This window comes from Cellulomonas sp. P4_H12, assembly GCF_056400905.1.
Genome location: NZ_JBFUKJ010000021.1, coordinates 1 through 23,976, shown reverse-complemented (window position 1 = coordinate 23,976; position 23,976 = coordinate 1). Strand labels below are relative to the sequence as shown.

Sequence of the window (23,976 nt, the reverse complement as noted above, 5' to 3'; positions counted from 1 at the left end):
GCACTCCTGGTTCGGGTCCGGCAGCCCCGCGGGCCGCGCTCTGCGGACGCATCGACACCCCGCGAGCACCCATTGAGCCCCGTGCGCGTCGCGCACCCGGGCGTCACCCGCTCGGCGGAGCCCGGCTCAGTCCAGCGGCACGTGCAGGCCGACCCCGGCGGCCGCGGTGGCGATCGTGACGTCGAACAGCAGCGCAGGGTCGCCGGCGACCCGGTGCAGGTGGCCGAAGAGCTCGACCGAGATCGCGCCGACGAGCGAGGTGAACAGGGTGGCCGAGCGCGCGGCCGCGCGGACCATCTCGACGGGCACGTCCGCCGGGTCGGACCAGCCGGCGAACGCGAACACCTCCGGGCTGAGGCGGCCCTGCGGATCGAAGTCGGGGCCGGTGGCGCGCAGGGAGCCGTCCCCGACAGCCTGCATGAGGAGGCCGACGATGACGCCCCACAGCCGCAGGGCCGACGCGATCGTGTCGTCCGGGGCCCGGTAGCCGCGCACGGGGGTGCCGTAGATCAGCTCGAACGAGTACGGCTGCTCGAGCGCCCAGCCGCGGACGGCGCGCGCCACCTCCAGCCACGCGCGTGCGGGATCGGCGCCGCCTGCGCGCGCCGCGGCGACGGCCGTCTCCGCGAGGAGGCCGACGGCGTCGTACGACTCGATGATGAGCAGCGTGAGCAGCGCGTCCCGCGACGGGACGTAGCGATAGACCGCCGACGACGCGACTCCGAGGTCCCGCGCGACGGCGCGCAGCGACAGGTCGGCGGCACCCTCGCTGACCAGCCGGGCGCGCGCGGCGGCGAGGAGCTCGGACATCACCTCGGCGCGGGCCCGTTCCCGGGCTGTCTTGATCTCGGCCATGGGCCCAGTGTGCCAGAGCACCGATCGCGATTGTGAGCACTGCTCTTGCGTGCGCCTGCAGAGTTGTGCGAGCATCGCTCACAGATGAGAGCACCGCTCTCACTTCTCGGAGGGAAACGCCATGCCGCGCCACGTCGTCGTCGGGAAGGGAGCCGTCGGCTCCACGCTGGCCCAGCTGCTCGCGGAGCAGGGCACGCCGGTGCTCGTGCTCAGTCGGTCGGGTGGGGTCTCCTCCGACCTGATCACCCATGCCGCTGTCGACGCCCTCGATGTCCCCGCGCTGGTGCGCGCAGCCGCCGACGCCGACGTGCTCTACAACTGCGCGAGCCCCGCGTACCCCCGGTGGGCGACCGACTGGCCGCCGCTGATGACGGCGATGCTCGACGCCGCCGCGGCCACCGGCGCGGTGCTCGTCACGGCGGGCAACCTGTACGGCTACGCCACGCACGGCGCCGTGATGACCGAGGACAGCGCGCTCGACGCGACCGACTCCAAGGGCGCCGTCCGCGCGCAGATGTGGCGGGACGCCGAGCGCCGGCACCGCGCGGGCGAGCTGCGCGCGACCGAGGTGCGCGGCGCCGACTACCTGGGTCCTCTCGCGGACGCGCAGGCGCACGCCGGGCCGCGCTTCGTCGACCCGCTGCTGGCGGGGAAGGTCGTGCGCCCCATCGTCGGCGTCGACCAGCCGCACAGCTGGACGTACCTGCCCGACTTCGCGCGGGCGCTCGTCGCAGCCGGCAGCACGCCCGCCGCCTGGGGCCGCGCCTGGCACGTGCCCACCGCCGAACCCCTGACGTTCCGCGAGCTGGGCGCGCGCTTCTCCCCGACCGCCCGGATCCGGCCGGTGCCGGCACCCGTCGTCCGCGCCCTGGGACTGGTGTCTCCTCTGATCCGCGAGGTGGTCGCCGTCGGCGAGCACTTCTCGCAGCCGTACGTCATGGACGCCGCGGCCTCCTCGCGCGTGCTCGGCGTCGTCGCGACGCCCTGGGACCAGGTGGTCGAGCAGATGCTCGCCGCGCGAGGACCCGTGGCTGTCGGAGGCCGGGCGTAGCGTCGGCAGGCATGAAGTTCGGAGTCACCGCCTCGTGCGGGTCAGCAGCGCAGTCGATCGAGATGGCCGTCGCCGCGGAGCAGTCGGGCTGGGACGGGTTCTTCGCCTGGGACGGCATCAGCGTCGGGCCCATGGACACCTACGACCCGTGGACGATCCTCGGCGCCGCGGCGGTCCGGACCAGTCGGCTCACCCTCGGAGCCATGGTCTTCTCGCTCCCGCGCCGCAAGCCGTGGGAGGTGGCCCGCCAGGCGCTGACCGTCGACCACCTCTCGGGCGGTCGGCTGGTGCTCCCGGTCGGGCTCGGCGCGATCGAGGACGGCGGCTACAGCCGGGTGTCGGGTGAGCACGTCGGCGTCGTGGACCGGGCGGCGCTGCTCGACGACTCCCTGGCCATCCTCGACCTCGCGTGGACCGGCGAATCGTTCAGCTATTCCGGCACGTTCCACCAGGTGACCGACCTCGTGTTCCAGCCGCGGCCGGTGCGCGGCACCATCCCGGTGTGGGTCATCGGATCGTGGTTCGCGCCGCGGTCGATGCGGCGAGCAGCCGGGCGCGACGGCGTCATCGCGATCCGTCGGGAGGACGGGTTCGACCCGTTGCGGCCCGACGAGCTGCGGAAGGTGCGCGACTGGGTGACCGAGCAGCGCGGCGACCAGCCGTTCGAGCTGGTCGCTGAGGGCGTGCTGCCCACGGACCCCGTCGCCGCGCGCGACAAGGTCGAGGCGCTCGAGGCCGCCGGCGTCACCTGGTGGATCGACTCGAACTGGGACTTCGACACGGTCACGCCGGACGGGTTGCTGGAGCGGATCCGCCGCGGTCCGGTCCCCACGTGACGCGCACGAACGTGACGGTCGCCGACTGCGAGCGCGTGCAGACCAGCTGGTTCCAGCTGCACTCGGAGGTGCTCGGCGGCGACGCCTGGGAGGACGCGGGGCTGGTCTGGGCGAACGGCGACCTCATGTTTCCGCGGGTCATCGACGCGGCGGCGCTCGCCCGGGGCGTGGAGCGGGCGCGTGCGACGGGCACGACCATCGTCGGCGCCTGGTTGGGCCTCGACGTCGACCCCGGCCCGCTGGCTGCCGCGGGGTTCGAGCGAGGCTGGTCGCCGTGGTGGATGGCGGGGCCGGCCGAGCTCGGGCTGGACGCCGATCCCCGGGTCGAGCTGCAGGAGCACACCGACGACGACGCGTACGCGGCGGAGCTCGCGATGGCCCGGCTCCGACCACCCCGGGCCTGGCACGCGGCGGCGCACGAGGACGGTCGGCTGGCCGGTCGGGCGTGGTCGCACCTCGTCGGCGACCTGGCGGGGGTTTTCGACGTCGCGGTGTGGGAAGGGTTCCGGCGGCGGGGCCTCGGTACCGCCTTGATGCAGGCTGTGTGCGCCGCGGCCGCGTCGGCCGGTGCCCAGCAGGTCGTGCTCAACTCGACCCCGGCGGGGCTGGCGCTGTACGAGAGGTGCGGGCTGCGGCGCATCGGCACCGGCATCACGTGGTGGCTGCACCTGCCGGCGTGACCGGCCGGAACTGGTCGCGCAAGGTCACACCGTGCATCGTCGCAGGTCAGCGGGCGATGACGCCCCGCATGGGCAACCGCCGCCTGCGTACGGGACCTGGAGGGTCCGTGGGTGCGTCACACTCTCCTTAGACACGAAGGAGCGCCATGCTGACATGCCCGGTCTGTAGATCCGGAGAGCTCGAGCTCGTCGAACGGCTGGCGGACGATCGTCGCACCGTTCGCTGCACGGCCTGTGACCACCAGTGGACGCGCGGGGAGGCGAAGACGGCGGCTCCGCTGCCCTCGTCGTCGGCCGACCTGCAGGCGCGGTTCCCCGACCGCACGGCCGTCGACCCGGCCCGTCTCGAGCAGGTCAAGGCGCTGGCGGCGACCGCGGCTCCGACCGAGCCGGGGCACGACTGGTCGCACTACCAGCGGGTGTTCAGCCGCGAGGAGATCACGGGCTGCGAGCCGCGGGACCTCAAGGCGTTCGTCAACGAGACCCCCGGCGCGACCAACGCCACCACGGCGTCGTTCAACCGGGCGTGGGACAAGATGGGCGAGCACGAGGCCTCGGCTCGGACGCGCAACACCATCCGCTACCTGCTGTACGGGCCCGAGACGGTGCCCCTCCCGGACCGGCTGACCCGCCTGATCCTGGGCCAGGGCGGCCTCGGGATGACCGGCTTCAAGGAGCCGGCACTGACCCGCGTGCTGCACGCGATGGCACCTGACAGCTACCTGCCGATCTGGACGTACGGCGCCGCGCGCGGCGGCAAGCGTGAGATCGCGAAGCGCGTCTACGGTCTCGCGCTGCCCGAGGTCGCCAAGGAGCAGCTCACCATCGGGCGCCTCGCCCTGTGGAGCAACGACCTGCTGGTCGACCTGGCGGGCGACGACTTCGACGACCTCACGCAGGCCGCGACGTTCCTGGCGACCGTCAAGCCGTAGCCCGTTCGTCGGGACGGCTCACTCGTCGTGGGGCCGGGCAAGCTCGTCGCGCAACGTCGCGACGACGTCCGGCCCCAGCTCGAAGCCCTGCGAGCTGCCTGGGTTGACCACGATGCCCACCTCCGCGGGCATCCGCAGCAGCACCTCGCGCACCGGCATCGTGACCGCCTCGCCCCCCACGCGTCCCTCGTCGTGGAACCGCTGCGCCGACGAGAACACGACCAGGTGGTGCACGCCGTCGCGGTCGAGGATCGCCGGGATGAAGCCCTCGAAGTGCTCGCCGACCGGCCCGCCGCTCGGCACCGCCAGCGGCTCGTAGGCGAACCGCGTCAGCAGCTTGGCGCCGTCGATCGTGCCGGGAGCCGCCGTGCTCAGCGCCTGGTCGAAGTCCTTCATGTGCGTGCTCCCTCGTCGTTGCGGGCGAGGCTCACGCTACCGGCGGTTCAGGACGCGGCGAGCCGGAACAGCGTCGGCGTCACGACCTCGAGGCGCCGCACCTCGAAGCCGGTGTGGTGCCGACGCCCCAGCACGTGCCGCGACCACGCGTGCTGCCGGCACAGCTCCTCGCTCGACCACACCTGACCGTTGGGCCAGCCCGGCGTGTCCAGCCGGACGCCCATGACCTCGCCCATCACCAGGACCCAGCGGTCGTCAGGGCCGTCCGGCGCCGGTCCGATCGGGTGCACGACGGCCCAGACCGTGGAGCCGACCTGCGGCTGGTGGTCGTCGGCTGCGTCGTGGAGGCGGGGCGTGGTGAGCGTGGCGGCCATGGTCGGTCCTCTCGTCGACGATGCCCATCCGACCCTGCCGACGTAGCGCGGGAGTGACGAGCACCCGACGACCGGATGACGTCCGGCGGTCGAGTTGTCCACAGGGCTCCCGCGGCGCGCGTCGATCCGTCGCTACCGTCCCGCTGGTTGACGAACGAGGGGGATCCATGGAGGGCTTCGAGCTCGATACCGACGAGCTGCTCTCGGTAGCAGGGCGCCTGGACGCCGTCGCCGAGCTCGCCGGGTCCGTACTCGTGGAGCCCGTCGGCCACGACCGCCTCGACGCGGCTCTCGTTCGCTTCGGTGCGGCGTGGAACCGGGGCGGTCAGGTCCTCATCGCCGACGCCTCGGCCGCGGGCGCGGCTCTCCGCGACGTCGTGGCGTCGACGCGCGCGACCGACCACCTCGTCGCAGAACGACTGCTGGGGCTCCGGTGATCAGCGACCTCCGGACCCGGTCCGCCTCCTACGAGGACGCCGGCCAGCAGCTGCGCGCCGCGTGCACCGACGGCTGGAGCGGTTCCGCCGCCGACGCCTTCCGCGACCGGTTCGCCGCAGAGCCCGCGCGCTGGTTCCGCGCCGCCGACGCCATGACCGTCGCGGCCGACGCCCTGGACCGGCACGCCGACACCGTCGCGTGGGCCGACGCCCGCGCGCGCCACGCCGACCAGCTGCTCGCGCTGGCGTCAACCTGGCCCGATGGCGACCGGTTGCGCCTCGAGGCTGCCGAGATCCTCGCCGACGCCCGCGATCAGGTCACCAGCTCCGGCGACGACGCCGCCCGGAGGATCGACGAGGCCACCTCCTGGGCGCCGCAGACCCCGACGTGGGCCGACGACGTCGGGGACTGGTGGTCCCACGCCTGGCGAGCCGGCGCGAACGCCGGGATCGGCGCCGCCAACACACTGCTCTCCGTCGGGCACGCCGCCGGTCAGCATCCCGAGGACGTCGCCGCCCTCGTCGGAGGCATGGTCCTGCTCCAGCTGGGCGCAGGAGGAGAGGTCGGCGGACTCGCTCTCGACGCCACCGGCGTCGGCGCCGTCGCCGGCGTCCCGATCAACATCGCCTCCGCCGCGCTGCTCGGCCTGGGCGCCGTTCTCGTCACGGGTGCCGCCGGCTCGCTCATGCAGCACGCCGCCGACGAGCCGGTGTCCACGCTGGACCGGCTGCCGGAGGGCGAGCGGGTCACGAACGCCCGCGGCCACATCGGCGTGGCGGACTCAAACCCACCGCTGGGAGCAAACCCTGGGTGGATCAAGTTCCGCGCGGCCAATGACCGGGGATGGGTCTGGCAGGAGCCAGACTCGTTCGACGCCGGCGGCAATGCGTGGCAGTTTCGCCACATGGAGCCGACCGATCGCTATCCCGATGGGTACGTTCGCATGACGAACGGCAACCAGCAGCCGCTCGGTATCGACGGCAAACCCGGTACCTCCGCCGAGTCCCACCTCCCCATGGACTCGCGCGGCACCTATCCACTTCCCGAGAACTGGTGACCATGGACCTCGCGTTCGACGGCTTCCTCGTGACCGAGGTTGCGATCGACTTCACCTTGCGCCTGAACGGTCTGCCTCGCGGGACCTTCGCACTCGAGAACGCCGTGCTCCTCGAACGTGCCGGTGCGAGCTCGGAACTGGTGCACCTGGGCGCCAGCGACCTTTCGGGTGTTGCGACATTTGACTTCTTGTCCGGCCTGACGGTCGCCGCGGCGACCGCGAGCTCGACCGGAACGCTTTCCGTGACATTCACGGACGGCACCAGCCTCAGCGTTGAGCCGTCCCCCGACTACGAGGCATGGGGCGCGGTCGCTCCCGACGGGGTCCAGTACATCTGCCTGCCCGGCGGCGAGATCGCCACGTTCGGCCTGCCAGATCCTGCTTGAGCTACTACTCGGTCGGCGGCGGACCGCCGTGCGCGTTCACCTTCCGCGGCAGCACAAAGACGAGCGCGAACGCGACGATCGACAGCGCGGCGCTGACCGCCATCGCGTGCGCGGCGCTGTCGACGAACGCCTGCTGGATCTGCGCGGGATCGCGGCTCGTGATGTGCAGCGTGCCGAACAGGACGCTGCCGATGACGGCGATGCCGATGGCCGAGCCGACGCGCTGCATCACGCTGATCACGCCGCTGGCGGAGCCGGCCTCGGACCGGTCGACGGTCGCGACGATGAACTGGACGTTCGGCGCGATGAACAGACCGCTGCCGACACCCGCGACGAACAACGGCACGAGCAGGTCCCAGTTGGCCAGGTCCTGCGCCGGTTCGATCCGGAGCACCAGCCACACCCAGACCAACCCGATGCAGACCATCGCGGTGCCCACGACGAGCACGGTCCGGCCCAGCCGCTGCGACAGCCGGTTGCTCTGCGATGCCCCGAGGATGCTGCCGATGGCGAACGGCACACCGACCACGCCGGACTCGAGCGCGGTGTGCCCCAGCCCGGCCTGCCAGAGCAGCGAGATGGTGAAGAAGATGCTCGTGAACGCGGCGAAGTAGACCAGCGCGAGGATCGTCCCGCCCGTGAACTGCGGGTGCGAGAACAGGTGCGGCGGCACCATCGGGTTCTGGTCGACGATCCGCAGCTCCCACAGGGCGAACGCCACGATCAGCAGCACGCCGGCCGCCAGCGTGATGAAGGTCCACGGCGGCCAGCCCTTGTCCTGCCCCTCGATCAACGGCACGAGCAGGGCGACCAGCCCGGCCGTCAGCAGCACGAGCCCGACGAGGTCGTAACCCTCCTTGGCGTGCCCTTCCGAACCCGACGGCAGGATCCTCGCGGCGGCGATCAGCGCGATGATCCCGATCGGGATGTTGACCCAGAACACGAGTCGCCAGCCGTTCTCGTCGCCGAACGCCTCGATGATCAGCCCACCGAGGATCGGCCCGAGCGCCGTCGAGACCCCGATGACCGACCCCATGATCGCGAACGCCTTGCCGCGCACCGCGGGCTGGAAGAGCAGCTGGATCATCGCGGTGACCCCGGGCACGAACATGCCGCCCGCCAAGCCCTGCACCACGCGCGCGACGATGAGCTGGAAGCTCGTCTGCGCGAGCCCGCAGAACAGGCTGGCCACCGTGAACAGCAGCAGCCCGGTGAAGAACACCCACTTGTGGCCGATGCGGTCACCGATCCGCCCGGCGGGGATCAGCGCGATGCCGAACGCGAGCGCATAGCCGCTGATGATCCAGCTGAGCGTCGCCTCCGACGCATCGAGGCTGTCGCGGATCGTCGGCAGTGCGACATTGACGATCGTCGTGTCCAGCAGGGCCATGAACATGCCGGCCATGAGGACGATGAGCGCATTCCACGCACTGCGTGGAACGGCGGGGGTTTGGTAGGTGGGTGTCCTGGACGCTTCCGCCATGGGGTCTGTCCTTCGGGAGGGTCCTGACGCGGCTTGTACGGACGTCGTCGCCAACGCTCCCCCCGGTTGAGCGCGGCCGCAATCGGGGCGACCGGAACGCGCAGCGCCCTCGTTGACGACGGAACTCCTCAAGTGCGACGCCCGGACCGCCGAAGGAGCAGCGGAGGTGCAATGGGCGAGGCAGGCTTCGGCGCCGAAGAACAGGCGACCCGTCGAGCTCGACGTGTGGCCCAGCTGCGCGCCGAACAAGAGCGCGGAACAGCGCTGGACGCCGCGGTTCAGGCTCAGCTGGCGCGCGCCCAGCGAGACCAGCGCGCGTGGTCGGCGGGCGCGGAGGGTGAGCGTCTCGTCGCCGTCGCGCTCGAGAGCGTGAATCGTTACGGCTGGACGGCTCTGCATGATCTCCACTGGCCGGGAAGGCCGAAAGCGAACCTCGACCACGTCGCACTGGGGCCCGGCGGGGTGGTCCTCGTGGATGCGAAGAACTGGTCAGGGGATGTCACGGCTGTCGACGGTCGGCTTCGTCAGAACGGGTACGACCGAACGAGCCAAGTCGAGTCCGTGGCGACCGCTGTGGCGGACCTGGTTGCGCAACTCGCGCCCAACCACCGGTCGGCAGTACGCGGCGTCGTGTGCCTCGCGAGCCAAGATCTCGAACCCACCAGCTTCCCCTGGGGCGTGACCGTGGTGGGTCGGGCGCAGCTCCCGGCACTTCTTGCCAGCCTCCCGCCCCGCTTGTCGCCCTTCGACGTGGCGGACATCGGACGCTTCCTGCAGGGGCACCTCGGCGGAGCGACGAGTCCGGGCTTGGCGGCACCATCTCGGCCCMCCGGGCGGAACCGGAAGCGGTCTGCGCAGGGCGCGACTCGCAATGACCGTCCTCGGCGAGGCGCAGAGCAGCGTCGAGCCGCCGCGGCTCGACGCCAGCAGAAGGCAGCCCGCGCCGCCCTACTCCGGGTTGCACTTGTTGGCGTGGGGCTCTTCCTCGTTCTGAACCTGCTCCCACATCTGACGGGCAATTAGCCTCGCACGACTGGGCCTTGCGGTTGAACGTGCCAGCTGGTGAGCTCACCAGATGGACACCGCGATTGAGGCCGCATTACGAGTGCGGATCATGGAATGGGTCCAGGAACGTGCCGAGGCGAATGGAGGATTTCTTCACCGCCAGGAGCTGCTGGGCTTCAGATCGACGGGCGGGACCTCCCGATCATCGACTTCTCGCGGGGAATCCGGAATCCGGCGAGCTTCGCGTCGACTCTCGCAATCGTGGCATCCGCCTCAGGGCCGTACGACGACACCGAGTCCGAAGACGGACTGCTCCACTATGCCTATCGTGCCGGCGACGAATTCAGCGGCGACAACAAGAAGATGAGAGCCGCGATCGAGACGGGTATGCCCGTCATCCTCTTCCGCAAGGAGATCGCGAACTACTACACGCCGGTGATGCCCGTCTACGTCGTCGACGACTTCCCCGAGAAGCGCACGTTCCTGATCGCGCTCGACGAGGCTTTTCGCTTCATGGGTGACTTGCGCACGCTCGACGTACGCCAGCGTGAGTACGCCCTGCGGCTGGCGAAACAGCGGCTGCACCAGCCGGCGTTCCGCACGCGAGTACTGCTTGCCTACGAGACGCGGTGCGCCGTGTGCACGCTCAAGCACGGAGCCCTGCTCGACGCCGCGCACATCGTTCCGGACTCGGAGGTGCTGGGTGTGCCTACGACCCCGAACGGGCTGGCTCTCTGCAAGATCCACCACGCCGCGTATGACCAGAACATGCTCGGCATCACTCCGGACCTCGACATCCAGATCGCGACGGACGTTCTGGCAGAGGTGGACGGGCCCATGCTGCAGCACGGGATTCAGGCCATGCACGGGCGGCGGCTGACGCTGCCGCGACGGAAGGCCGACCACCCCGATCGAGATCTGCTGGCTTGGCGCTGGGACCGATTCACTCAGGCGCGCTGACGTTCACCTGGCGCGGCTCCCCGAAATCCGCCCGCAACACTCCCGCCGTACCGTCCCCCCAACGAGGCATGGACGCAGTCGTCGCCCGCACGCGACCCTGTGACCCCCGAGGACGAGCGCGAGGAGCGGCCCGATGTTCGAACGCGTCGACCCCTTCATCGGCACGGAAGCCACGAGCCTGCCCGCGCAAGAGGGCCTCGCGACGACGTGGTGGTGGCCGAAGCCGCAGGTGGGGAACACGCACCCGGGCGCCACGTACCCGCTCGGCATGGTCAGCGCGTGCGCGTACAGCGGCGCGTACCCGACCGGTTACGGCCGTTACGACCTGGGCACCGAGGGCCTCCCGACGGAGATGCACGACCGGCAGGTGGCCAGCGGCTTCACGCACTTCCAGCAGTCCGGTACCGGCGCTATCCGCAAGTACTACAACTACTTCCGCGTCACGCCGATGCTGCAGCCGCTGGACGACCTCGGGCAGCTCTGGGACATCGTCGACGAGGACGCCGAGCCCGGCTACTACGCGGCGACCCTTGAGAGCGGCATCCGCGCGGAGATCACGGTCGGCCCGAAGAGCGCCGTCCACCGGTACACGTTCCCCGCGCACCGCGACGCGCGGCTCGTCATCGACTTCTCGCTGGGCGGGCTGACCATCCCGCACGGCCGGACCGTGCCGCTCCGGGCGCACCTGCACTCGCTCAGCCCGGGCGTCGCGCAGGGCGAGATCGTCGTCGAGGGTGCGCCGCTGGCCATCCACGTGGAGTGCAACGACCCGCGCTGGCGGCAGATGCTCTGGTACGACCGCCGGCTCATGCCGGGCGGCACGCGGCTCGACTTCGACCGCATCCGGCCGACGACCCTGCGACCGTTCGGGCTGATGTGGGCGGGGCCGTCGGAGCCCGGGCAGGTGGTGGAGCTGCGGTTCGGGTTCTCGTTGCGCGGCGTCGACCAGGCCCGGGAGAACCTCGAGCGCGAGTGCGGGCCCGGGCCGTCGAGCTTCGCGTCCCGGCGGGCGGCGACGGCCGAGGAGTGGCAGTCGGCCCTCGGCAAGATCCGCGTCGACACCCCGTCGAAGGACAAGCAGACCATCTTCTCGACGGCGCTCTACCACTCCCTGATCAAGCCGTGCCTGGCACCGGACGAGTCCCCGTTCTGGCCGGCCAACGGCCCGTTCGCGTTCGACATCGCAACCATGTGGGACATCTACCGGACCCAGCTGCCGCTGCTCACCACGTTGCTGCCGGAGAAGGCGGTGGAGCTGGCGAACGCGCTCCTCTACATCTCCGAGGAGGAGGGCAACCTCCCCATCGGGTACCGGATGGCGCGCGGCGCGGACCAGTTCAGCCGACAGGCGTCCGCACTCGCGCACACCTTCCTGTCCGACCTGTGCCAGCTCGGGCTGCCCGGCATGGACTGGGACTGGGCGCTGGTGCACATGCACAACGACCTGCGCCGGACGTACGGCGAGGACTTCCTGCTGCGCGGCAAGGTGCACCCGATCAGCCACACGCTCGACCTGGCGTTCGGGTACTGGTGCACGTCGCAGATCGCGGCGCACGTGGGTGACCCGGCGCTCGTCGACCAGTTCGCTCCGCTGGCCGCGCGCTGGATCAACGCGTTCGACGAGTCGACGGGCCTGCTCGAGGACTCCACGTACTACGAGGGCGGTCGCTGGAACTACTCGTTCCGGCTGCTGCACGACATGGCGGCGCGGATCAAGCTCTCGGGTGGCGACGACGCCTTCGTCGCCCAGCTCGACGAGTTCTTCGGGCTCGGCGCGCCGCCCGTGGTCCAACCCGGGATCCGGCCGGGCATCGAGGAGATGGCGGCGGGCTACGCCCTCAACCGGTTCGAGGGCCTCAACAACGAGCCCGACATGGAGGCGCCGTGGTCCTACCACTACGCCGGCCGGCCCGACCGGACCGCCGAGGTGGTGCAGGCGATCGTGCAGAACCAGTTCGGCACCGGACGTGGGGGCATGCCGGGCAACGACGACTCGGGTGGCCTCTCGTCGTGGTTCGTGTGGGCGTCGCTGGGGCTCTTCCCCGTCGCCGGTCAGAACCTGTTCCTGCTCAGCGCGCCGGCCTGGCGGGAGTCGTCGATCGACGTCGGCGACCGCAACCTCACCGTCGAGACCTCAGGGTTCACCGAGCCGACACCTGGCGGCCCGGTCCAGTACGTACAGTCCGTCCACCTCGACGGCGAGCGTCTCGACCGCACCTGGCTCACCGGCACGGAGCTCCACCGCGGCGGCCGCCTCCATCTGACGCTCGGCCCGGAGCCCAGCGACTGGGGCACCACCGTCCGGCCGCCCTCCGTCAGCACGAACCCCCCGACCACCGCGCTGCGGCGCTGATCAAGGAGTCGACGTGACCACTCAGCGCCGCCTCGTCATCGTCGTCCGAGCCGACCCGGTCATCTGCGGGCACTCGGGCGAGGCCCGCAACCTCGCGGAGGCTGCCCTCCAGCGGGGTTTCGACGACGTCCGCATCGTCACCTGGCCGCTCGACCGGCTCGAGCAGACCGGTCTCCCGCTCAAGCCGCTCGACGGGGTGCTGCCGTACTCGCCGGGCATCACGGTGGAACGCCCCGAGCCCGTCGGCGACTACAAGGTCCCCGACGGACGCTGGCTGGCCGGGATCGTCGGCAGGCTGGTGGAGCTGTTCACCGACGGCGTCCCGACGGTCGCCATGTCGCTGTACCTGAGCCCGCACTCCCTCGCCGTCGCCGACGCCGTGCACGTCGCGCGCCGCACGGGCCTGCCCGTCAACGTGACCACCGTCGCCGAGGCCGTCGGGTCCGACGTCACCAACGTCGTGCGGGCGTGCGTCGAGAAGGACGAGTTCGGCGCCGCGGCGCACGTGCTGTCCAGCTACCTCGAGCACGACGTGTGCCTGGCGGTCAGCGACTACACGCGCGAGCTGATCATCGCCGAGGCCGCCGCCATCGACGCCAAGCACGGCACGACGTTCGCCGCCCAGTGCCGCGAGCGCGTCTCCGTGTCCTACCCGGCCATCGACGTGGCGTCCTACCTGAACCTCGACCCGGCCGTCACCGCGGGGGTCCTGGGCTCGCGCGGTCTGACGGCCGACGGCTACGTCCTGTTCCTCTCCCGACTCGCCCACGCGAAGGGTGTCGACGACCTCATCGCCGGCTTCGCCGCCAGCCGCGCGTCCGACGCCCTGCGCCTGGTCATCGCCGGCAACGGGCCCGACGCGACACGCCTCCAGGAGATCGCCGCCGCGTCGAGTGCCGCCGACCGCATCGTGTTCTTCGACGACGTCGACGACGACGAGAAGGCCCACCTGATGGCCGCCTCCGCCGCCTACGTCCTGCCGAGCAAGCCGCGCCCGGAGTTCGTCGAGACCTTCGGCATCGCGCTGGCCGAGAAGATGCTCGCCGGCGGCGGCCCGGTGATCACCACCGACACCGGAGGCATCGGCGAGGCCGTCGGCGACACCGCTCTCGTCGTCCCGGTCGAGTCCCCCGGCGCCATCGCGGCCGCCCTGGACCGCGTGCTCGCGATGTCTCCCGACGAGCGCGCCGACTGGGAGACCCGCGCCCGCCTGCACGCGCTGCAGTTCGACCGCGGCGCCGTGCTGGACGCGATCCTCGCCCGCGTGACCGAGGTGCAGCGGGTGCCGACGCCCGTCGGGTAGGCGGTTCAGCGACCGAGCCGCCGGGCGCGAACCGCCGGCACCGACGCGCGTCCCGGCACGACGATGTAGCCGCTCTCGACGTCGCCGAGGACGCGCATGCTCGGATCTCCTGTCCCCCAGAGCCACGCGAGATACGCGCACAGCACCGCGTCGACCTCGTCCTCGACCCGGCCGAGGTCCGCGATCCGCTCGGCGGACCCGACGGCGTCCCGGATCTGGGCCCACCGAGCGGAGGTGGAGAGCGCCAGCGGCTCATCGCACACGCGTTCCATGTTGTCGAGAAGCAGACCGAAGGCGCTTCGAAGGCTCTCCAGCCCGCGGCCTCGTCTGGCCTTGTACGGCAGGACGGTAGCCAGCGCGAACAGCACGACCATGGCCGGGTGGGGGTAGACCTCGATGGCGACCGAAGCCGTCCCGGCGGGCGTGCCCGGGTCGCGGTCCCAACCGAAGCGCTCGCACAACGTCTCGCCGCGGGGTGGGTCGAAGATCGTCCGCGAGCGGTTCGAGGGATACGCCCCGGCGTTGAACGGGCCGAACTCTTGAGTGATCAGGCGCTCCGCGACGCGGGACCCGCTGACGTTGGGCACGATGAGCGGGGCATCGATCGCGGCGACCACGGTGCCGGGCGCGTGAGCCGACACGAACGCCGCGATCTCGTCGTCGGTGACGACCGCGCCCGACGCGACGAGGCGCCCGGACTCGTCGAGCGCTGCCATCCCCGTCCGTGCCTTGGCAGCCCATGCCAGATCGATCCCGATGTACCGGACCACCCAGCGCCTCCCGCATCGTCGACATCTCCCCGCGCGCTCCCGGCGCGCGAAACGTACCGTCGGACTCTCTGCCCCCGTCGTGAGGACCGCACCCGATGGCACCCAACGAGCCCCTGATCTTCGTCCTGCACGGTGCCCGCGGCGACCTGGCCAAGCGGATGGTGCTGCCCGCTCTCGCCGTCCTGCAGAGCCGCGGCCTGCTGCCGGACCGGTGGGCCCTGCTCGGCACGGGACGCACGCCGATCTCGTCGAAGGAGTTCGACCAGCTGCTGCGCGAAGCGGTGAACGCGCACGGCGACGATGAAGCGGCGCAGGGTGTGCCCGAGCTGACGGAGCACACCGCGTACTGCGGTGACGTCAGCGAGGACGACAGCGCCGACAAGCTGCCGGGTGAGCTCGACCGGTTGCGGAAGGTCCTGGCGGAGGACGGCGGGGACGTCCTCGTCGTGCACTACCTCGCGGTGCCGCCGTCGTCGTTCGCCCCGATCACCCGCGCGCTCGACAAGGCCGGGCTGACCGCCGGCGTCCGCGTGGTCTACGAGAAGCCGTACGGCACCTCGCTCGAGACGTTCCGGGAGCTCGATGCCACGGTCCACGAGGCGTTCGACGAGGAGCAGGTCTTCCGCATCGACCACTTCCTCGGCAAGGAGGCGACGCAGAACCTGCACGTGCTGCGCTTCGCGAACGAGCTGTTCGGCGGGGTGTGGAACCGGCGCCACGTCGCCCAGGTCCAGATCGACGTGCCGGAGACGCTCGACGTTGCCCAGCGGGCCGAGTTCTACGACGCGACCGGTGCCGCGCTCGACATGCTGGCCACGCACCTGTTCCAGGTTGCCGCGGAGGTGGCCATGGAACCGCCGCGCCGGCTCGACGCCGCCGGGCTGGCCGGCGCGCGCGAGGACGTCATCACGCACTTCCGACCTCTCGATCCCCAGCACGACGTGGTGCTCGGCCAGTTCGAGGGGTACCGCGACATCGACGGGGTTCCCGACGACTCGACCACCGACACGTTCGTCGCCGCGCGCCTCTGGGTGGACACCGACCGGTGGGAGGGTGTCCCGTTCCTGCTGCGGACCGGTAAGCGCATGGGTGGGTCGGCGCAGCAGGTGACGCTGGTGCTGCGCACCCCCGACGAGCTCTTCGGCTCCCCCGTCGGCCCGAACCGCGTGATCATCTCGCTCGCGGGATCGGGCGAGATCAAGGTGACGACGACCGTCAAGCGCCCCGGTCCGGAGCTCTCGCTGGGCACCGGCACCGCCGACCTGGAGCTCGCCGACGTCGAGCCCGGCGACCCGCTGCCGCCGTACGCCGGCCTGCTCGAGGACGTGCTCGCCGGCGACCGGACGCTGTTCACGACGCCCGCCGGGCTCGAAGCGGCCTGGATCGCGTTCGCGCCGCTGCTCGGCGACGACCGGCCCGCGCCCGAGCCCTACGCGGTCGGGTCGTGGGGGCCAGAGGCCGCCGATCGCCTGGCCGAGCCCCACGGCTGGGCGCTCGGCGACTGAGACAACGGCGATCGCATGTCATCGCCCGCACGCAGCGCTCGTACGATGCGCGCGTGACCGCCCCTCGCCTCGAGCTCAGCTTCCTCACGTTCGTCCCCTACGACGACCCGGCGGACGCCGGCCGGTCGCTGCGTGACGCGATCGACCTCTTCCGGTTCGCCGAGGACCTCGGCTACGACATCGGCTGGGTGCGCGTGCGCCACCTCGAGAAGTTCTTGTCGTCGCCCTTCCCGCTCTTCGCCGCGATCGGCCAGGCGACCGCGCGCATCCGCTTCGGCACCGCGGTCCTGCCGATGCGCTACGCCGACCCCATCGCGGTCGCCGAGGACGCCGCGACGGTCGACCTGCTCTCGGGCGGCCGGCTCGAGCTGGGTGTGGCGGGCGGGATCAAGCCGTCGGCGTCGCTGCTCGACGGCGTCTACGGCGCCGGCGAGAGGTCGTTCGACGACGAGTCGCAGCACCGGATCGCACGCCTCCGCGCCGCCTTGGCGGGCGAACCGGTCGCAGTCGCCCCCGAAGGCGGCTTCCCGATCGCACCGCCCGGCACCGACCTGATCGTCCGCCCGCACAGCCCGGGCCTCGCCGACCGGGTCTGGTACGGCCCGGGCTCGAGATCGACCGCCGTCCGCACCGCAGAGCAGGGCATGGACCTGCTCGTCTCGACCCTGAACAGCGAGGACGACGGCCGTTCGTTCGAGGAGACGCAGCGCGACCAGATCCTGGCGTACAAAGCGGCGTTCGACGTGCCCGGCCGAACGCCCCGCGCCGTCGCCGGACGCATCGTCCTTCCGAGCGTCACACCCGAGGACGACGAGCTCTTCGCCGAGTACATCGCCTGGTACGCCGCGCGCTTCGACGACACCGGTCGCCCACCCGCCGGCACCGGGTTCGGGGTGTTCAGCCCGACGCACCACGGCAGCCCCGACGAGGTCGTGGCGAGCCTCCAGGCCGACGTCGCGCTCCGCGAGGCGACCGGCCTGGACATCGTCCTGCCCGCGAACGCCACGCACGCGATGAGTCGACGCATCCTCGAGAACGTCGCGACGTCGATCGCACCGCGACTGGGCTGGACCCCCGCCTGAGGCCAGCCGGCGAGACCGACGTCGAGCAACCACCGCGCGCCCCCCGCCGCATCCTCGGCATGCTGGTCCCCATGGCCAAGCTCCTCTACACCGCGATCACCTCGCTCGACGGCTACGTCAACGACGCGGACGGCGGCTTCGACTGGGCGGAACCCGCGCCGGACCTGCACCAGTACGTCAACGACCTCGAGCGTGAGGTCGGCACGCACCTGTACGGCCGGCGGATGTACGAGGTCATGCGGTACTGGGAGACGGCGGGCGGCGCCGACGAGTCGGCGGTGGAGCGCGACTACGCAAGCGTCTGGCAGGCGGCCGACAAGGTGGTGTTCTCGCGCACCCTCGACGCGGTGAGCACCGCGCGGACCCGGCTCGAGCGGACGTTCGAGCCGGAGGCGGTGCGCTCGTGGACGGCGGCGGCCGACCGGGACCTGTCGGTCGGCGGTCCCGGGCTGGCGGCGGCAGCGCTGCGCGCCGGGCTCGTCGACGAGGTCCTGCTGTTCGCGCACCCGGTCGTCGTCGGCGGCGGGACGCGGGCGCTACCGGACTCCGTGCGTCTCGACCTGGAGCTCCTGGACACCCGCCGGTTCGACGGGGGCGTCGTGCACTCGCGGTACCGAGTGCGCACCTCAGCCCCCTGACGAACCCGACCTGGGTGCCGCCTCGACCTCCGGGGACGGCACCCATGTCGGGTTCGTCGTGCGCGGCCCGAGGTTCGCGACGACGATCGAGCCATGGCCGACGACGAGCGCGACGACGCCCACCGACCACCCGACGGCACGTCCGAGGCGGTCGTCGACGCCGTCGGTGCGCTCACGGCGGCGTTCGAGGTGGTCGAGCACGCGCGCGGCATGCTCTACGCCTTCCACCGGCTGACCGGACGCGCGGACAACGAGCTGGCCGACGCCCTCGACCAGCTGGCGGCGGCCGGCCACGAGGACCTCGCCGACGAGCTGCGCGCGGAGCTCGTCGGCCGCAACGTGCTCCACGGGCGGTGGACGTTCCAGGTGGTCGAGGAGTACGACGCCGACTACTACCGGGTGTTCGAGGCGGCCGAGCGGCGCGTCCGCGACGAGCTCATGGGCGGTCGTCGGCACGTGTACGAGGCCCGGCTCAAGGAGGAGAACCGCACCCACGGCCGCGCGGGCCACGAGCCGACCCCGAGCTAGCGACCGGTGACGCGCGCCTTCCCGGCGGCGAGGTCGAACAGCCGCGGCAGGATCGCGTCGCCCGCCACGCGCAGCCCGTCGTGCAGGTGCTCGTTCGTGATCCAGACCTGCAGGTTGCCGACGGAGGTCACCAGCGCGAGGTCGAGGTCCACGTACGGGTCGTCGTAGTACTGGACGGCCGCCACCGGCACCTCGTTGGCCGCGAGCCGGTCGAGGTCGTACAGCGCGGGCCACTGCGTGCGCCCCGCCAGCTCCTCGGCGGCCCCCCGGAACGGGCGCAGCGCGCGGTGCTGCTCGTACATCCACGGGAACACGGCCTCGCCGGTGAGCTGCAGCGGACGCGCGTCGGCGGCGAACGACGGCCACCGGTCGTGCTCGGTCTGCGCGGCCCAGCCCGGCTCCCGGGTCCCCTGGTGGTAGATGACCTCCTGGAGCACGGCGTACAGCGGGCCGTCGTCGAAGCCCGTCGTGCGCACGACGCCCGCGAGGAAGGCGTCCGAGAGCGACCCGTCCGTCGCGAGCGCCCTGTCCAGCAGCCAGTGCACCTCGTCGACGCCGGTGCTCATGCCGAGCGGCTGCCCCAGCTGCTGCAGGCGCTGCACGGTCAGCGGCTCGCCGGTCGGCAGCGCCACCGAGCCCAGCCGGTCCGCGATCTCGCCGAGCAGCGGCACGTCCGACGGGTGGAGGCGCGCGAGCTCCCGGTTGCGTGCCGCCTGCCGCCGGTAGGTCGCGGCGTAGACCTCCTCGGCGGTGACCGTGGCCGGCGGCAGCCCGCCCGTGACGTAGCACCGGGTCAGCGCCTCGGGGTGGCGGGACAGGTACATCAGCGTGAGGAAGCCGCCGTACGACTGCCCGAGCGTCGCCCACCGGCGCCCGCCGTAGACGGTCGCGCGCAGGTGCTCGGCGTCGGCCACGATCGCGTCGCCGCGGAAGCACGCGAGGTAGTCGGCGGCCGTGGCCGCGTCGTCGAACCCCGCGATCACGCGCCCGTCCACCGGTGACGACCGCCCGGTGCCGCGCTGGTCCAGCAGGATGACGCGGTACCGCTCGAGCGCCGTCGCGATCCAGCCGCCGCCCAGCGGTCGAGGCCCGTGGTGCCCGGGGCCGCCCTGCAGGAACAGCAGGAGCGGCAGGTCGTCGGACGCCTTCTCCGGGTCCACCAGCTCGCGCGCGAACACGTCGATCGAGCCGAACCGGTCCGGCGCCGACCAGTCGACGGGCACCCGAACCCGGTGGTCCCGGACGGCGAACCCGGTCATCGCGTAGCTGTCGGACATGCTCGCCAGACTAAGGCCCGGCCGTGCGCCACGGTCGAGGGCCGCGCATGCTGGGTGCCATACAAGGAGGTCCATCCTGACTACCGCACGCACCGCCGAGGGCACCGGCGTCGGCTTCCGCTCCGAGCGCGGCCCGATCCTCATCGCGATCATGGTGACCACCGGCCTGGTCGCCATCGACGCGACGATCCTGGCCACCGCGGTCCCGACCATCGTCGCCGACCTGGGCGGGTTCACCAGCTTCCCGTGGCTGTTCTCCGTCTACCTGCTCACGCAGGCGGTGAGCGTGCCCATCTACTCCAAGCTCGCGGACACGGTCGGCCGCAAGCCGGTCATCCTGCTGGGCATCGGCCTGTTCCTGCTCGGCTCGGTGCTCTGCGGGTTCGCGTGGAGCATGCCCGCGCTCATCGCGTTCCGCGCCGTGCAGGGGCTGGGCGCCGGGGCCGTGCAGCCGATGGCGATCACGATCGCGGGCGACATCTACACGGTCGCCGAGCGGGCCAAGGCGCAGGGCTACATCGCGAGCGTGTGGGCGATCTCCTCGGTGGTCGGCCCCACGCTCGGCGGGGTGTTCTCGGAGTTCCTCAGCTGGAACTGGATCTTCTTCGTCAACATCCCGCTGTGCCTCGCGGCCGCCTGGCTGCTGGTCCGCCACCTGCACGAGAACCTCGAGCGCACCCGGCACCGCATCGACTGGGCCGGCGGCGCGCTGCTGACCACCGCGATGAGCCTGCTGATCCTCGCGCTGCTCGAGGGCGGCAAGGCGTGGGAGTGGCTGTCCGTGCCGAGCATCGGCGCGTTCGTCGTCGGCGCCCTGCTGCTCGTCTGGTTCGTCCGCGTCGAGCAGCGCGCCGCGGAGCCCGTGCTTCCGCTGTGGGTGTTCTCCCGACGCCTGCTCCGGGCCTCCGCGCTGGTGGCGGTCGGCGTCGGGGTCGTGCTCATCGGGCTGACGTCGTACGTGCCGTCGTTCCTCGAGGCCCTGCTCGACGTCTCGCCGCTGACCTCCGGCCTGACCCTCGCCGCGCTCACCATCGGCTGGCCCATCACCGCGTCGCAGTCCGGGCGGCTCTACCTGCGCTTCGGGTTCCGCACCACCATGCTCATCGGGTCCACCATCGTCGTGCTCGGCACCGCGGGGCTCGTCGTCGCCTCCCTGCACCCCTCGGTGCTCGCGGTCGGGCTGGCCTGCTTCGTCGCCGGCGCCGGCATGGGCCTGGTGGCGTCCCCCAGCCTGATCGCCGCGCAGTCGAGCGTCGGCTGGAGCGACCGCGGCGTGGTGACGGGTGCCAACCTGTTCGCGCGGTCGATGGGCAGCGCGGTGGGCGTCGCGGCGCTCGGCGCCCTGGTGAACGCGCTCTTCACCGGCGACAGCCCGGCCCAGGACCCGGCGCAGTTCGGCGACGCCGTGACGGTGGCGTTCGCGGCCGTCGCGGTCGTGGCGCTGGGGATCGTGGCGGCGTCCGCGGCCATGCCCCGCACCACCGTCGAGCACGGCGCACCCCCGGCGAGCGAGCCCGAGCAGAGGGACGCAGACTGAGTCGTCACCGACGAAGGGATCCACCATGGGCATCGAGGACCTGGCCAAGCAGGCGAAGGACGCGCTCGACGGGCACGAGGACCAGGCGAAGAGCGTGCTCGACAAGGCGGCCGAGGCAGTCAAGGCGCGGACGGGCAGCAACCAGGACGCGATCGTCGACAGCGTCGTCGACAAGGCGAAGACCTACCTCGACGACCAGAAGAAGAACTAGTCGCCGTGCCCCTGAGCGGCGAGTACCTGCCGAGCACCTCCGCCTGGGCGCGCAAGCAGGCCGAGGCCTACGAGGCGTCGGCCGGCGCCCAGGCGAACACCCTGCAGGGCAAGCCGGTGATCGTGCTGACCTCCGTCGGCGCGACCAGCGGCAAGCTCCGCAAGACCGCCCTCATGCGCGTCGAGCACGACGGCCGGTACGCGGTGGTCGCCTCGAAGGGCGGGACGCCCGAGAACCCCGCCTGGTACCGCAACCTGGTGGAGCACCCGCACGTGGAGCTGCAGGACGGCCCGGTGCGCAAGGACTACACCGCGCACGAGGCGGCCGGCGCCGAGCGTGACGAGTGGTGGTCGCGCGCGCTGCAGGTCTGGCCGGCGTACGCCGGGTACCAGAAGAAGACCGACCGGCTCATCCCGGTGCTCGTCCTGGAGCCGCTCGAGGAGTGATCCTCAGCCCAGCAGCAGGTACCAGCCGCCGACGCCGATGACCCCGCCGAGGATGGGCGCCGCCACCGGGACCCAGGCGTAGTCCCACTCGGACGAGCCCTTGTTCCTCAGCGGCAGCACCGCGTGCACCATGCGCGGCCCGAGGTCGCGGGCGGGGTTGAGCGCCGGTCCGGTCGGGCCGCCGAGCCCGGCGACGAGCCCCCACACCAGGAACCCGAGCGCCAGGTGCGCCACGGCCGGCTCGTTCGCGGTGAGGGGCGAGTGCACGATCGCGAGCGCGCACGAGAACAGGATCACCGACCCGAGCAGCTCGCTGAGGAAGCCGTTCAGCCGCGAGTGCGCGGCGTTGATCGTCGCGAACGTCGCGAGGATGTCCTCCGGGTCCGTGGTCTGGTCGTAGTACGGCTTGTGCGTCACGACGATGGCGAGCTGGCCGGCGATCGCGCCGAGCATCTGCGCGACGATGTACGGCGCGACCTCGGACCACGGGAACAGCCCCCACGTCGCGAGGCCCAGCGTGAACGCCGGGTTGATCAGGTTGCCGCTGATGCCGCCGAACATGATCGCCGGGATCATCACGCCGAACCCGTAGCCCATGGCGATCAGCGACCACCCGCCGCGGTACCCCTTCGAGCCCTTGAGGTGCACGTTCGCGACCGTGCCGTTGCCCAGGATGAGCAGGATCGCGGTGCCGATGAACTCGCAGGCCAGCCGCACGCCCAGGCTGTAGGACGGGTCCATCGGCCCCCCGCTCGTCGGTCCTCAGAGCGTCAGCGTGGCACAGCCGCCCGCTCCCGCACGAGCAGCCGCACGAGCACCGCGAGCGCGACACCCACCGCGTAGGCGAGCAGGTCGACGGCCGCGAACGTGGTGCCGAGCGCGTAGCGGGCCACCGGGACCGCGTCGACGGCCCGCGCCGGCAGCCCGGTGAGCTGGGCGAGCTCGACCAGCGCGCACACCCCGAAGGCGATCGCGGCGACGACGCCCGGGCGGGCCCGCGGCGCGACGACGACCAGGAGCGCGTACACGAACGCGGCGTAGACGGCGTCGCCCGCGGGATCGGCCAGCGGCCCGTCGAGCCGGCTCACGATCAGCCCGACGACGACGAGGCCGGCGGCGGTGAGCGCGGCGAGGGGGCGAGGAGCCAGGTGACGACGACGTTCGGGCACGTCAGCACGCTACGTGCCGTCCTGCGGAGGTCGTGTCAGGCCGATGTGTCGGTCGTGCGCTCGTAGAGGTGGATCTTGAGCTCGATGGCGTCCAGGTGGGCGGCGACCTCGACCAGCTGCTGCTGGACCCGGTCGCGGTGCGCCCGGAGCAGCGCGAGCCGCTCCTCCTCGTTCCCGTCGCCGGCCCGGACGAGCGCCGCGTACTGCCGGACCTCGCGGATCGGCATGCCGGTCCCGCGCAGCCGGGTGAGCATGCGGATCCAGCCGAGGTCCTGCTCCGCGTAGCGGCGGTGGCCCGACGGCGACCGGTCGACCGCGTCGAGCAGCAGGCCGTCGCGCTCGTAGTAGCGCAGGGTGTGGGTGGTCAACCCGGTGGCCTCGGCCGCCTCCGCGATGGTGAGGCTGACCCGGTCGACGTCGACGACGCTCATGGTCTCGATGGTCGCTCTTCGAGTGCGCTCGAAGTCAAGCCGAGCCGCCCACAGCCCCGGCCGTCCCCAGTGGCCGTCGATGCCGCCCGGCGGTCCGGTCAGCCTGGAGCCGTGGAGCGGACCGCGCCCTGGCGACGACCCTGGCCCTGGCTCGTCGCGCTGGCGGTGTGCGTCGCCGTCGGTGCGGGCGTTCCCGCGTGGGCGCAGGCGCGCGACGCCGCGCGGTACGCCGTCACCGCCGACGACCTCGCGGCCGGCCGGTCGGCGCTGGCC

27 protein-coding genes are annotated in these 23,976 nt (G+C 71.9%); 18 read left to right on the top strand and 9 right to left on the bottom strand.

Features of this window, described 5'->3' with window-relative positions; translation table 11 throughout:
• Window positions 1-126: 126 nt before the first annotated feature.
• A complete protein-coding gene (locus tag AC1DQC_RS13130) occupies window positions 127-855 on the bottom strand; it encodes a TetR/AcrR family transcriptional regulator (protein ID WP_477051686.1) in 729 nt (242 codons plus the stop codon).
• A gap of 121 nt (window positions 856-976) precedes the next feature.
• Between AC1DQC_RS13130 and AC1DQC_RS13125 the strand changes: the two genes are divergently transcribed.
• From AC1DQC_RS13125 to AC1DQC_RS13110, 4 genes are all read left to right on the top strand, one after another.
• The gene (locus AC1DQC_RS13125; protein ID WP_477051685.1) at window positions 977-1,906 is read left to right on the top strand and encodes an NAD-dependent epimerase/dehydratase family protein; all 930 of its coding nucleotides are present in this window, start codon (window positions 977-979) and stop codon (window positions 1,904-1,906) included.
• Window positions 1,907-1,917: 11 nt separating this feature from the next.
• A complete protein-coding gene (locus AC1DQC_RS13120; protein WP_477051684.1) occupies window positions 1,918-2,742 on the top strand; it encodes an LLM class flavin-dependent oxidoreductase in 825 nt (274 codons plus the stop codon).
• Window positions 2,739-3,422, top strand: coding sequence for a GNAT family N-acetyltransferase (locus AC1DQC_RS13115; protein WP_477051683.1), 684 nt, complete (start codon window positions 2,739-2,741; stop codon window positions 3,420-3,422). The genes AC1DQC_RS13120 and AC1DQC_RS13115 overlap by 4 nt, the downstream gene beginning before the upstream one ends.
• Before the next feature lie 146 nt (window positions 3,423-3,568).
• The gene (locus AC1DQC_RS13110) at window positions 3,569-4,354 is read left to right on the top strand and encodes a zinc ribbon domain-containing protein (protein WP_477051682.1); all 786 of its coding nucleotides are present in this window, start codon (window positions 3,569-3,571) and stop codon (window positions 4,352-4,354) included.
• A gap of 18 nt (window positions 4,355-4,372) precedes the next feature.
• Here AC1DQC_RS13110 and AC1DQC_RS13105 read toward each other — a convergent pair whose 3' ends face one another.
• Both AC1DQC_RS13105 and AC1DQC_RS13100 read right to left on the bottom strand, forming a co-directional pair.
• Window positions 4,373-4,750 carry an SseB family protein gene (locus tag AC1DQC_RS13105; protein ID WP_477051681.1) on the bottom strand — a complete coding sequence of 126 codons (378 nt, stop codon included), beginning with the start codon at window positions 4,748-4,750 and terminating at the stop codon, window positions 4,373-4,375.
• Window positions 4,751-4,797: 47 nt separating this feature from the next.
• Window positions 4,798-5,124 (bottom strand): hypothetical protein, encoded by a 327-nt coding sequence (locus AC1DQC_RS13100; RefSeq protein WP_477051680.1) that lies wholly within the window; start codon window positions 5,122-5,124, stop codon window positions 4,798-4,800.
• A 167-nt stretch (window positions 5,125-5,291) separates the two neighbouring features.
• Between AC1DQC_RS13100 and AC1DQC_RS13095 the strand changes: the two genes are divergently transcribed.
• The 3 genes from AC1DQC_RS13095 to AC1DQC_RS13085 are packed head-to-tail and all read left to right on the top strand — an operon-like array spanning window position 5,292 to window position 7,005.
• Complete coding sequence (locus AC1DQC_RS13095) at window positions 5,292-5,561, top strand: hypothetical protein (protein WP_477051679.1); 270 nt, start codon at window positions 5,292-5,294, stop codon at window positions 5,559-5,561.
• Window positions 5,558-6,619, top strand: a complete 1,062-nt coding sequence (locus tag AC1DQC_RS13090) for a WXG100 family type VII secretion target (RefSeq protein ID WP_477051678.1) — start codon at window positions 5,558-5,560, stop codon at window positions 6,617-6,619. Before AC1DQC_RS13095 ends, AC1DQC_RS13090 begins: the two co-directional genes overlap by 4 nt.
• Window positions 6,620-6,621: 2 nt before the next feature.
• The gene (locus AC1DQC_RS13085; RefSeq protein WP_477051677.1) at window positions 6,622-7,005 is read left to right on the top strand and encodes a DUF6188 family protein; all 384 of its coding nucleotides are present in this window, start codon (window positions 6,622-6,624) and stop codon (window positions 7,003-7,005) included.
• Between the two features lie 4 nt (window positions 7,006-7,009).
• Here AC1DQC_RS13085 and AC1DQC_RS13080 read toward each other — a convergent pair whose 3' ends face one another.
• The gene (locus tag AC1DQC_RS13080; RefSeq protein WP_477051676.1) at window positions 7,010-8,488 is read right to left on the bottom strand and encodes an MFS transporter; all 1,479 of its coding nucleotides are present in this window, start codon (window positions 8,486-8,488) and stop codon (window positions 7,010-7,012) included.
• Between the two features lie 171 nt (window positions 8,489-8,659).
• On the opposite strand from AC1DQC_RS13080, the gene AC1DQC_RS13075 reads away from it, so the two are divergent.
• The 4 genes from AC1DQC_RS13075 (at window position 8,660) to AC1DQC_RS13060 (ending at window position 14,109) form a co-directional block, all read left to right on the top strand.
• Window positions 8,660-9,511, top strand: a complete 852-nt coding sequence (locus AC1DQC_RS13075; RefSeq protein WP_477051675.1) for a nuclease-related domain-containing protein — start codon at window positions 8,660-8,662, stop codon at window positions 9,509-9,511.
• Window positions 9,512-9,754: 243 nt separating this feature from the next.
• Window positions 9,755-10,453 carry an HNH endonuclease gene (locus tag AC1DQC_RS13070; RefSeq protein ID WP_477051674.1) on the top strand — a complete coding sequence of 233 codons (699 nt, stop codon included), beginning with the start codon at window positions 9,755-9,757 and terminating at the stop codon, window positions 10,451-10,453.
• 133 nt (window positions 10,454-10,586) lie between these two features.
• Entirely contained in the window at window positions 10,587-12,806 is a 2,220-nt protein-coding gene (locus AC1DQC_RS13065) for a glycoside hydrolase domain-containing protein (protein WP_477051673.1), read from the top strand.
• Between the two features lie 13 nt (window positions 12,807-12,819).
• On the top strand, window positions 12,820-14,109 hold the full coding sequence (locus AC1DQC_RS13060; protein ID WP_477051672.1) for a glycosyltransferase: 1,290 nt from the start codon (window positions 12,820-12,822) through the stop codon (window positions 14,107-14,109).
• Window positions 14,110-14,114: 5 nt separating this feature from the next.
• Here the strand turns inward: AC1DQC_RS13060 and AC1DQC_RS13055 are convergent, their stop codons facing one another.
• Entirely contained in the window at window positions 14,115-14,879 is a 765-nt protein-coding gene (locus AC1DQC_RS13055) for a DUF429 domain-containing protein (RefSeq protein ID WP_477051671.1), read from the bottom strand.
• Between the two features lie 95 nt (window positions 14,880-14,974).
• Here AC1DQC_RS13055 and AC1DQC_RS13050 point away from each other — a divergent pair, with 95 nt between their 5' ends.
• The 4 genes from AC1DQC_RS13050 (at window position 14,975) to AC1DQC_RS13035 (ending at window position 18,632) form a co-directional block, all read left to right on the top strand.
• Window positions 14,975-16,384, top strand: a complete 1,410-nt coding sequence (locus tag AC1DQC_RS13050) for a glucose-6-phosphate dehydrogenase (RefSeq protein WP_477051670.1) — start codon at window positions 14,975-14,977, stop codon at window positions 16,382-16,384.
• 53 nt (window positions 16,385-16,437) lie between these two features.
• A complete protein-coding gene (locus tag AC1DQC_RS13045) occupies window positions 16,438-17,466 on the top strand; it encodes an LLM class flavin-dependent oxidoreductase (RefSeq protein WP_477051669.1) in 1,029 nt (342 codons plus the stop codon).
• A gap of 71 nt (window positions 17,467-17,537) precedes the next feature.
• The gene (locus AC1DQC_RS13040) at window positions 17,538-18,104 is read left to right on the top strand and encodes a dihydrofolate reductase family protein (protein ID WP_477051668.1); all 567 of its coding nucleotides are present in this window, start codon (window positions 17,538-17,540) and stop codon (window positions 18,102-18,104) included.
• A gap of 93 nt (window positions 18,105-18,197) precedes the next feature.
• A complete protein-coding gene (locus AC1DQC_RS13035) occupies window positions 18,198-18,632 on the top strand; it encodes a hypothetical protein (RefSeq protein ID WP_477051667.1) in 435 nt (144 codons plus the stop codon).
• On the opposite strand, the gene AC1DQC_RS13030 is transcribed toward AC1DQC_RS13035, so the two are convergent.
• Window positions 18,629-19,909 carry an alpha/beta fold hydrolase gene (locus AC1DQC_RS13030; RefSeq protein ID WP_477051666.1) on the bottom strand — a complete coding sequence of 427 codons (1,281 nt, stop codon included), beginning with the start codon at window positions 19,907-19,909 and terminating at the stop codon, window positions 18,629-18,631. The genes AC1DQC_RS13035 and AC1DQC_RS13030 overlap by 4 nt on opposite strands.
• A gap of 151 nt (window positions 19,910-20,060) precedes the next feature.
• Between AC1DQC_RS13030 and AC1DQC_RS13025 the strand changes: the two genes are divergently transcribed.
• From AC1DQC_RS13025 to AC1DQC_RS13015, 3 genes are read left to right on the top strand one after another with little or no spacing between them, the layout of a single operon-like run.
• Window positions 20,061-21,446: an MFS transporter gene (locus tag AC1DQC_RS13025; protein ID WP_477051665.1), complete on the top strand. Its 1,386-nt coding sequence runs from the start codon at window positions 20,061-20,063 to the stop codon at window positions 21,444-21,446.
• Window positions 21,447-21,471: 25 nt separating this feature from the next.
• Window positions 21,472-21,657, top strand: a complete 186-nt coding sequence (locus AC1DQC_RS13020; RefSeq protein ID WP_477051664.1) for an antitoxin — start codon at window positions 21,472-21,474, stop codon at window positions 21,655-21,657.
• 5 nt (window positions 21,658-21,662) lie between these two features.
• On the top strand, window positions 21,663-22,103 hold the full coding sequence (locus tag AC1DQC_RS13015; protein ID WP_477051663.1) for a nitroreductase family deazaflavin-dependent oxidoreductase: 441 nt from the start codon (window positions 21,663-21,665) through the stop codon (window positions 22,101-22,103).
• A 3-nt stretch (window positions 22,104-22,106) separates the two neighbouring features.
• Here AC1DQC_RS13015 and AC1DQC_RS13010 read toward each other — a convergent pair whose 3' ends face one another.
• Genes AC1DQC_RS13010 through AC1DQC_RS13000 form a run of 3 tightly spaced genes read right to left on the bottom strand, consistent with a single transcriptional unit; the run spans window position 22,107 to window position 23,703 of the window.
• Window positions 22,107-22,844 (bottom strand): MIP/aquaporin family protein, encoded by a 738-nt coding sequence (locus tag AC1DQC_RS13010; RefSeq protein ID WP_477051662.1) that lies wholly within the window; start codon window positions 22,842-22,844, stop codon window positions 22,107-22,109.
• A 29-nt stretch (window positions 22,845-22,873) separates the two neighbouring features.
• The gene (locus tag AC1DQC_RS13005) at window positions 22,874-23,272 is read right to left on the bottom strand and encodes a ribosomal maturation YjgA family protein (protein ID WP_477051661.1); all 399 of its coding nucleotides are present in this window, start codon (window positions 23,270-23,272) and stop codon (window positions 22,874-22,876) included.
• Between the two features lie 35 nt (window positions 23,273-23,307).
• Complete coding sequence (locus AC1DQC_RS13000; protein ID WP_477051660.1) at window positions 23,308-23,703, bottom strand: MerR family transcriptional regulator; 396 nt, start codon at window positions 23,701-23,703, stop codon at window positions 23,308-23,310.
• Between the last annotated feature and the right edge of the window lie 273 nt (window positions 23,704-23,976).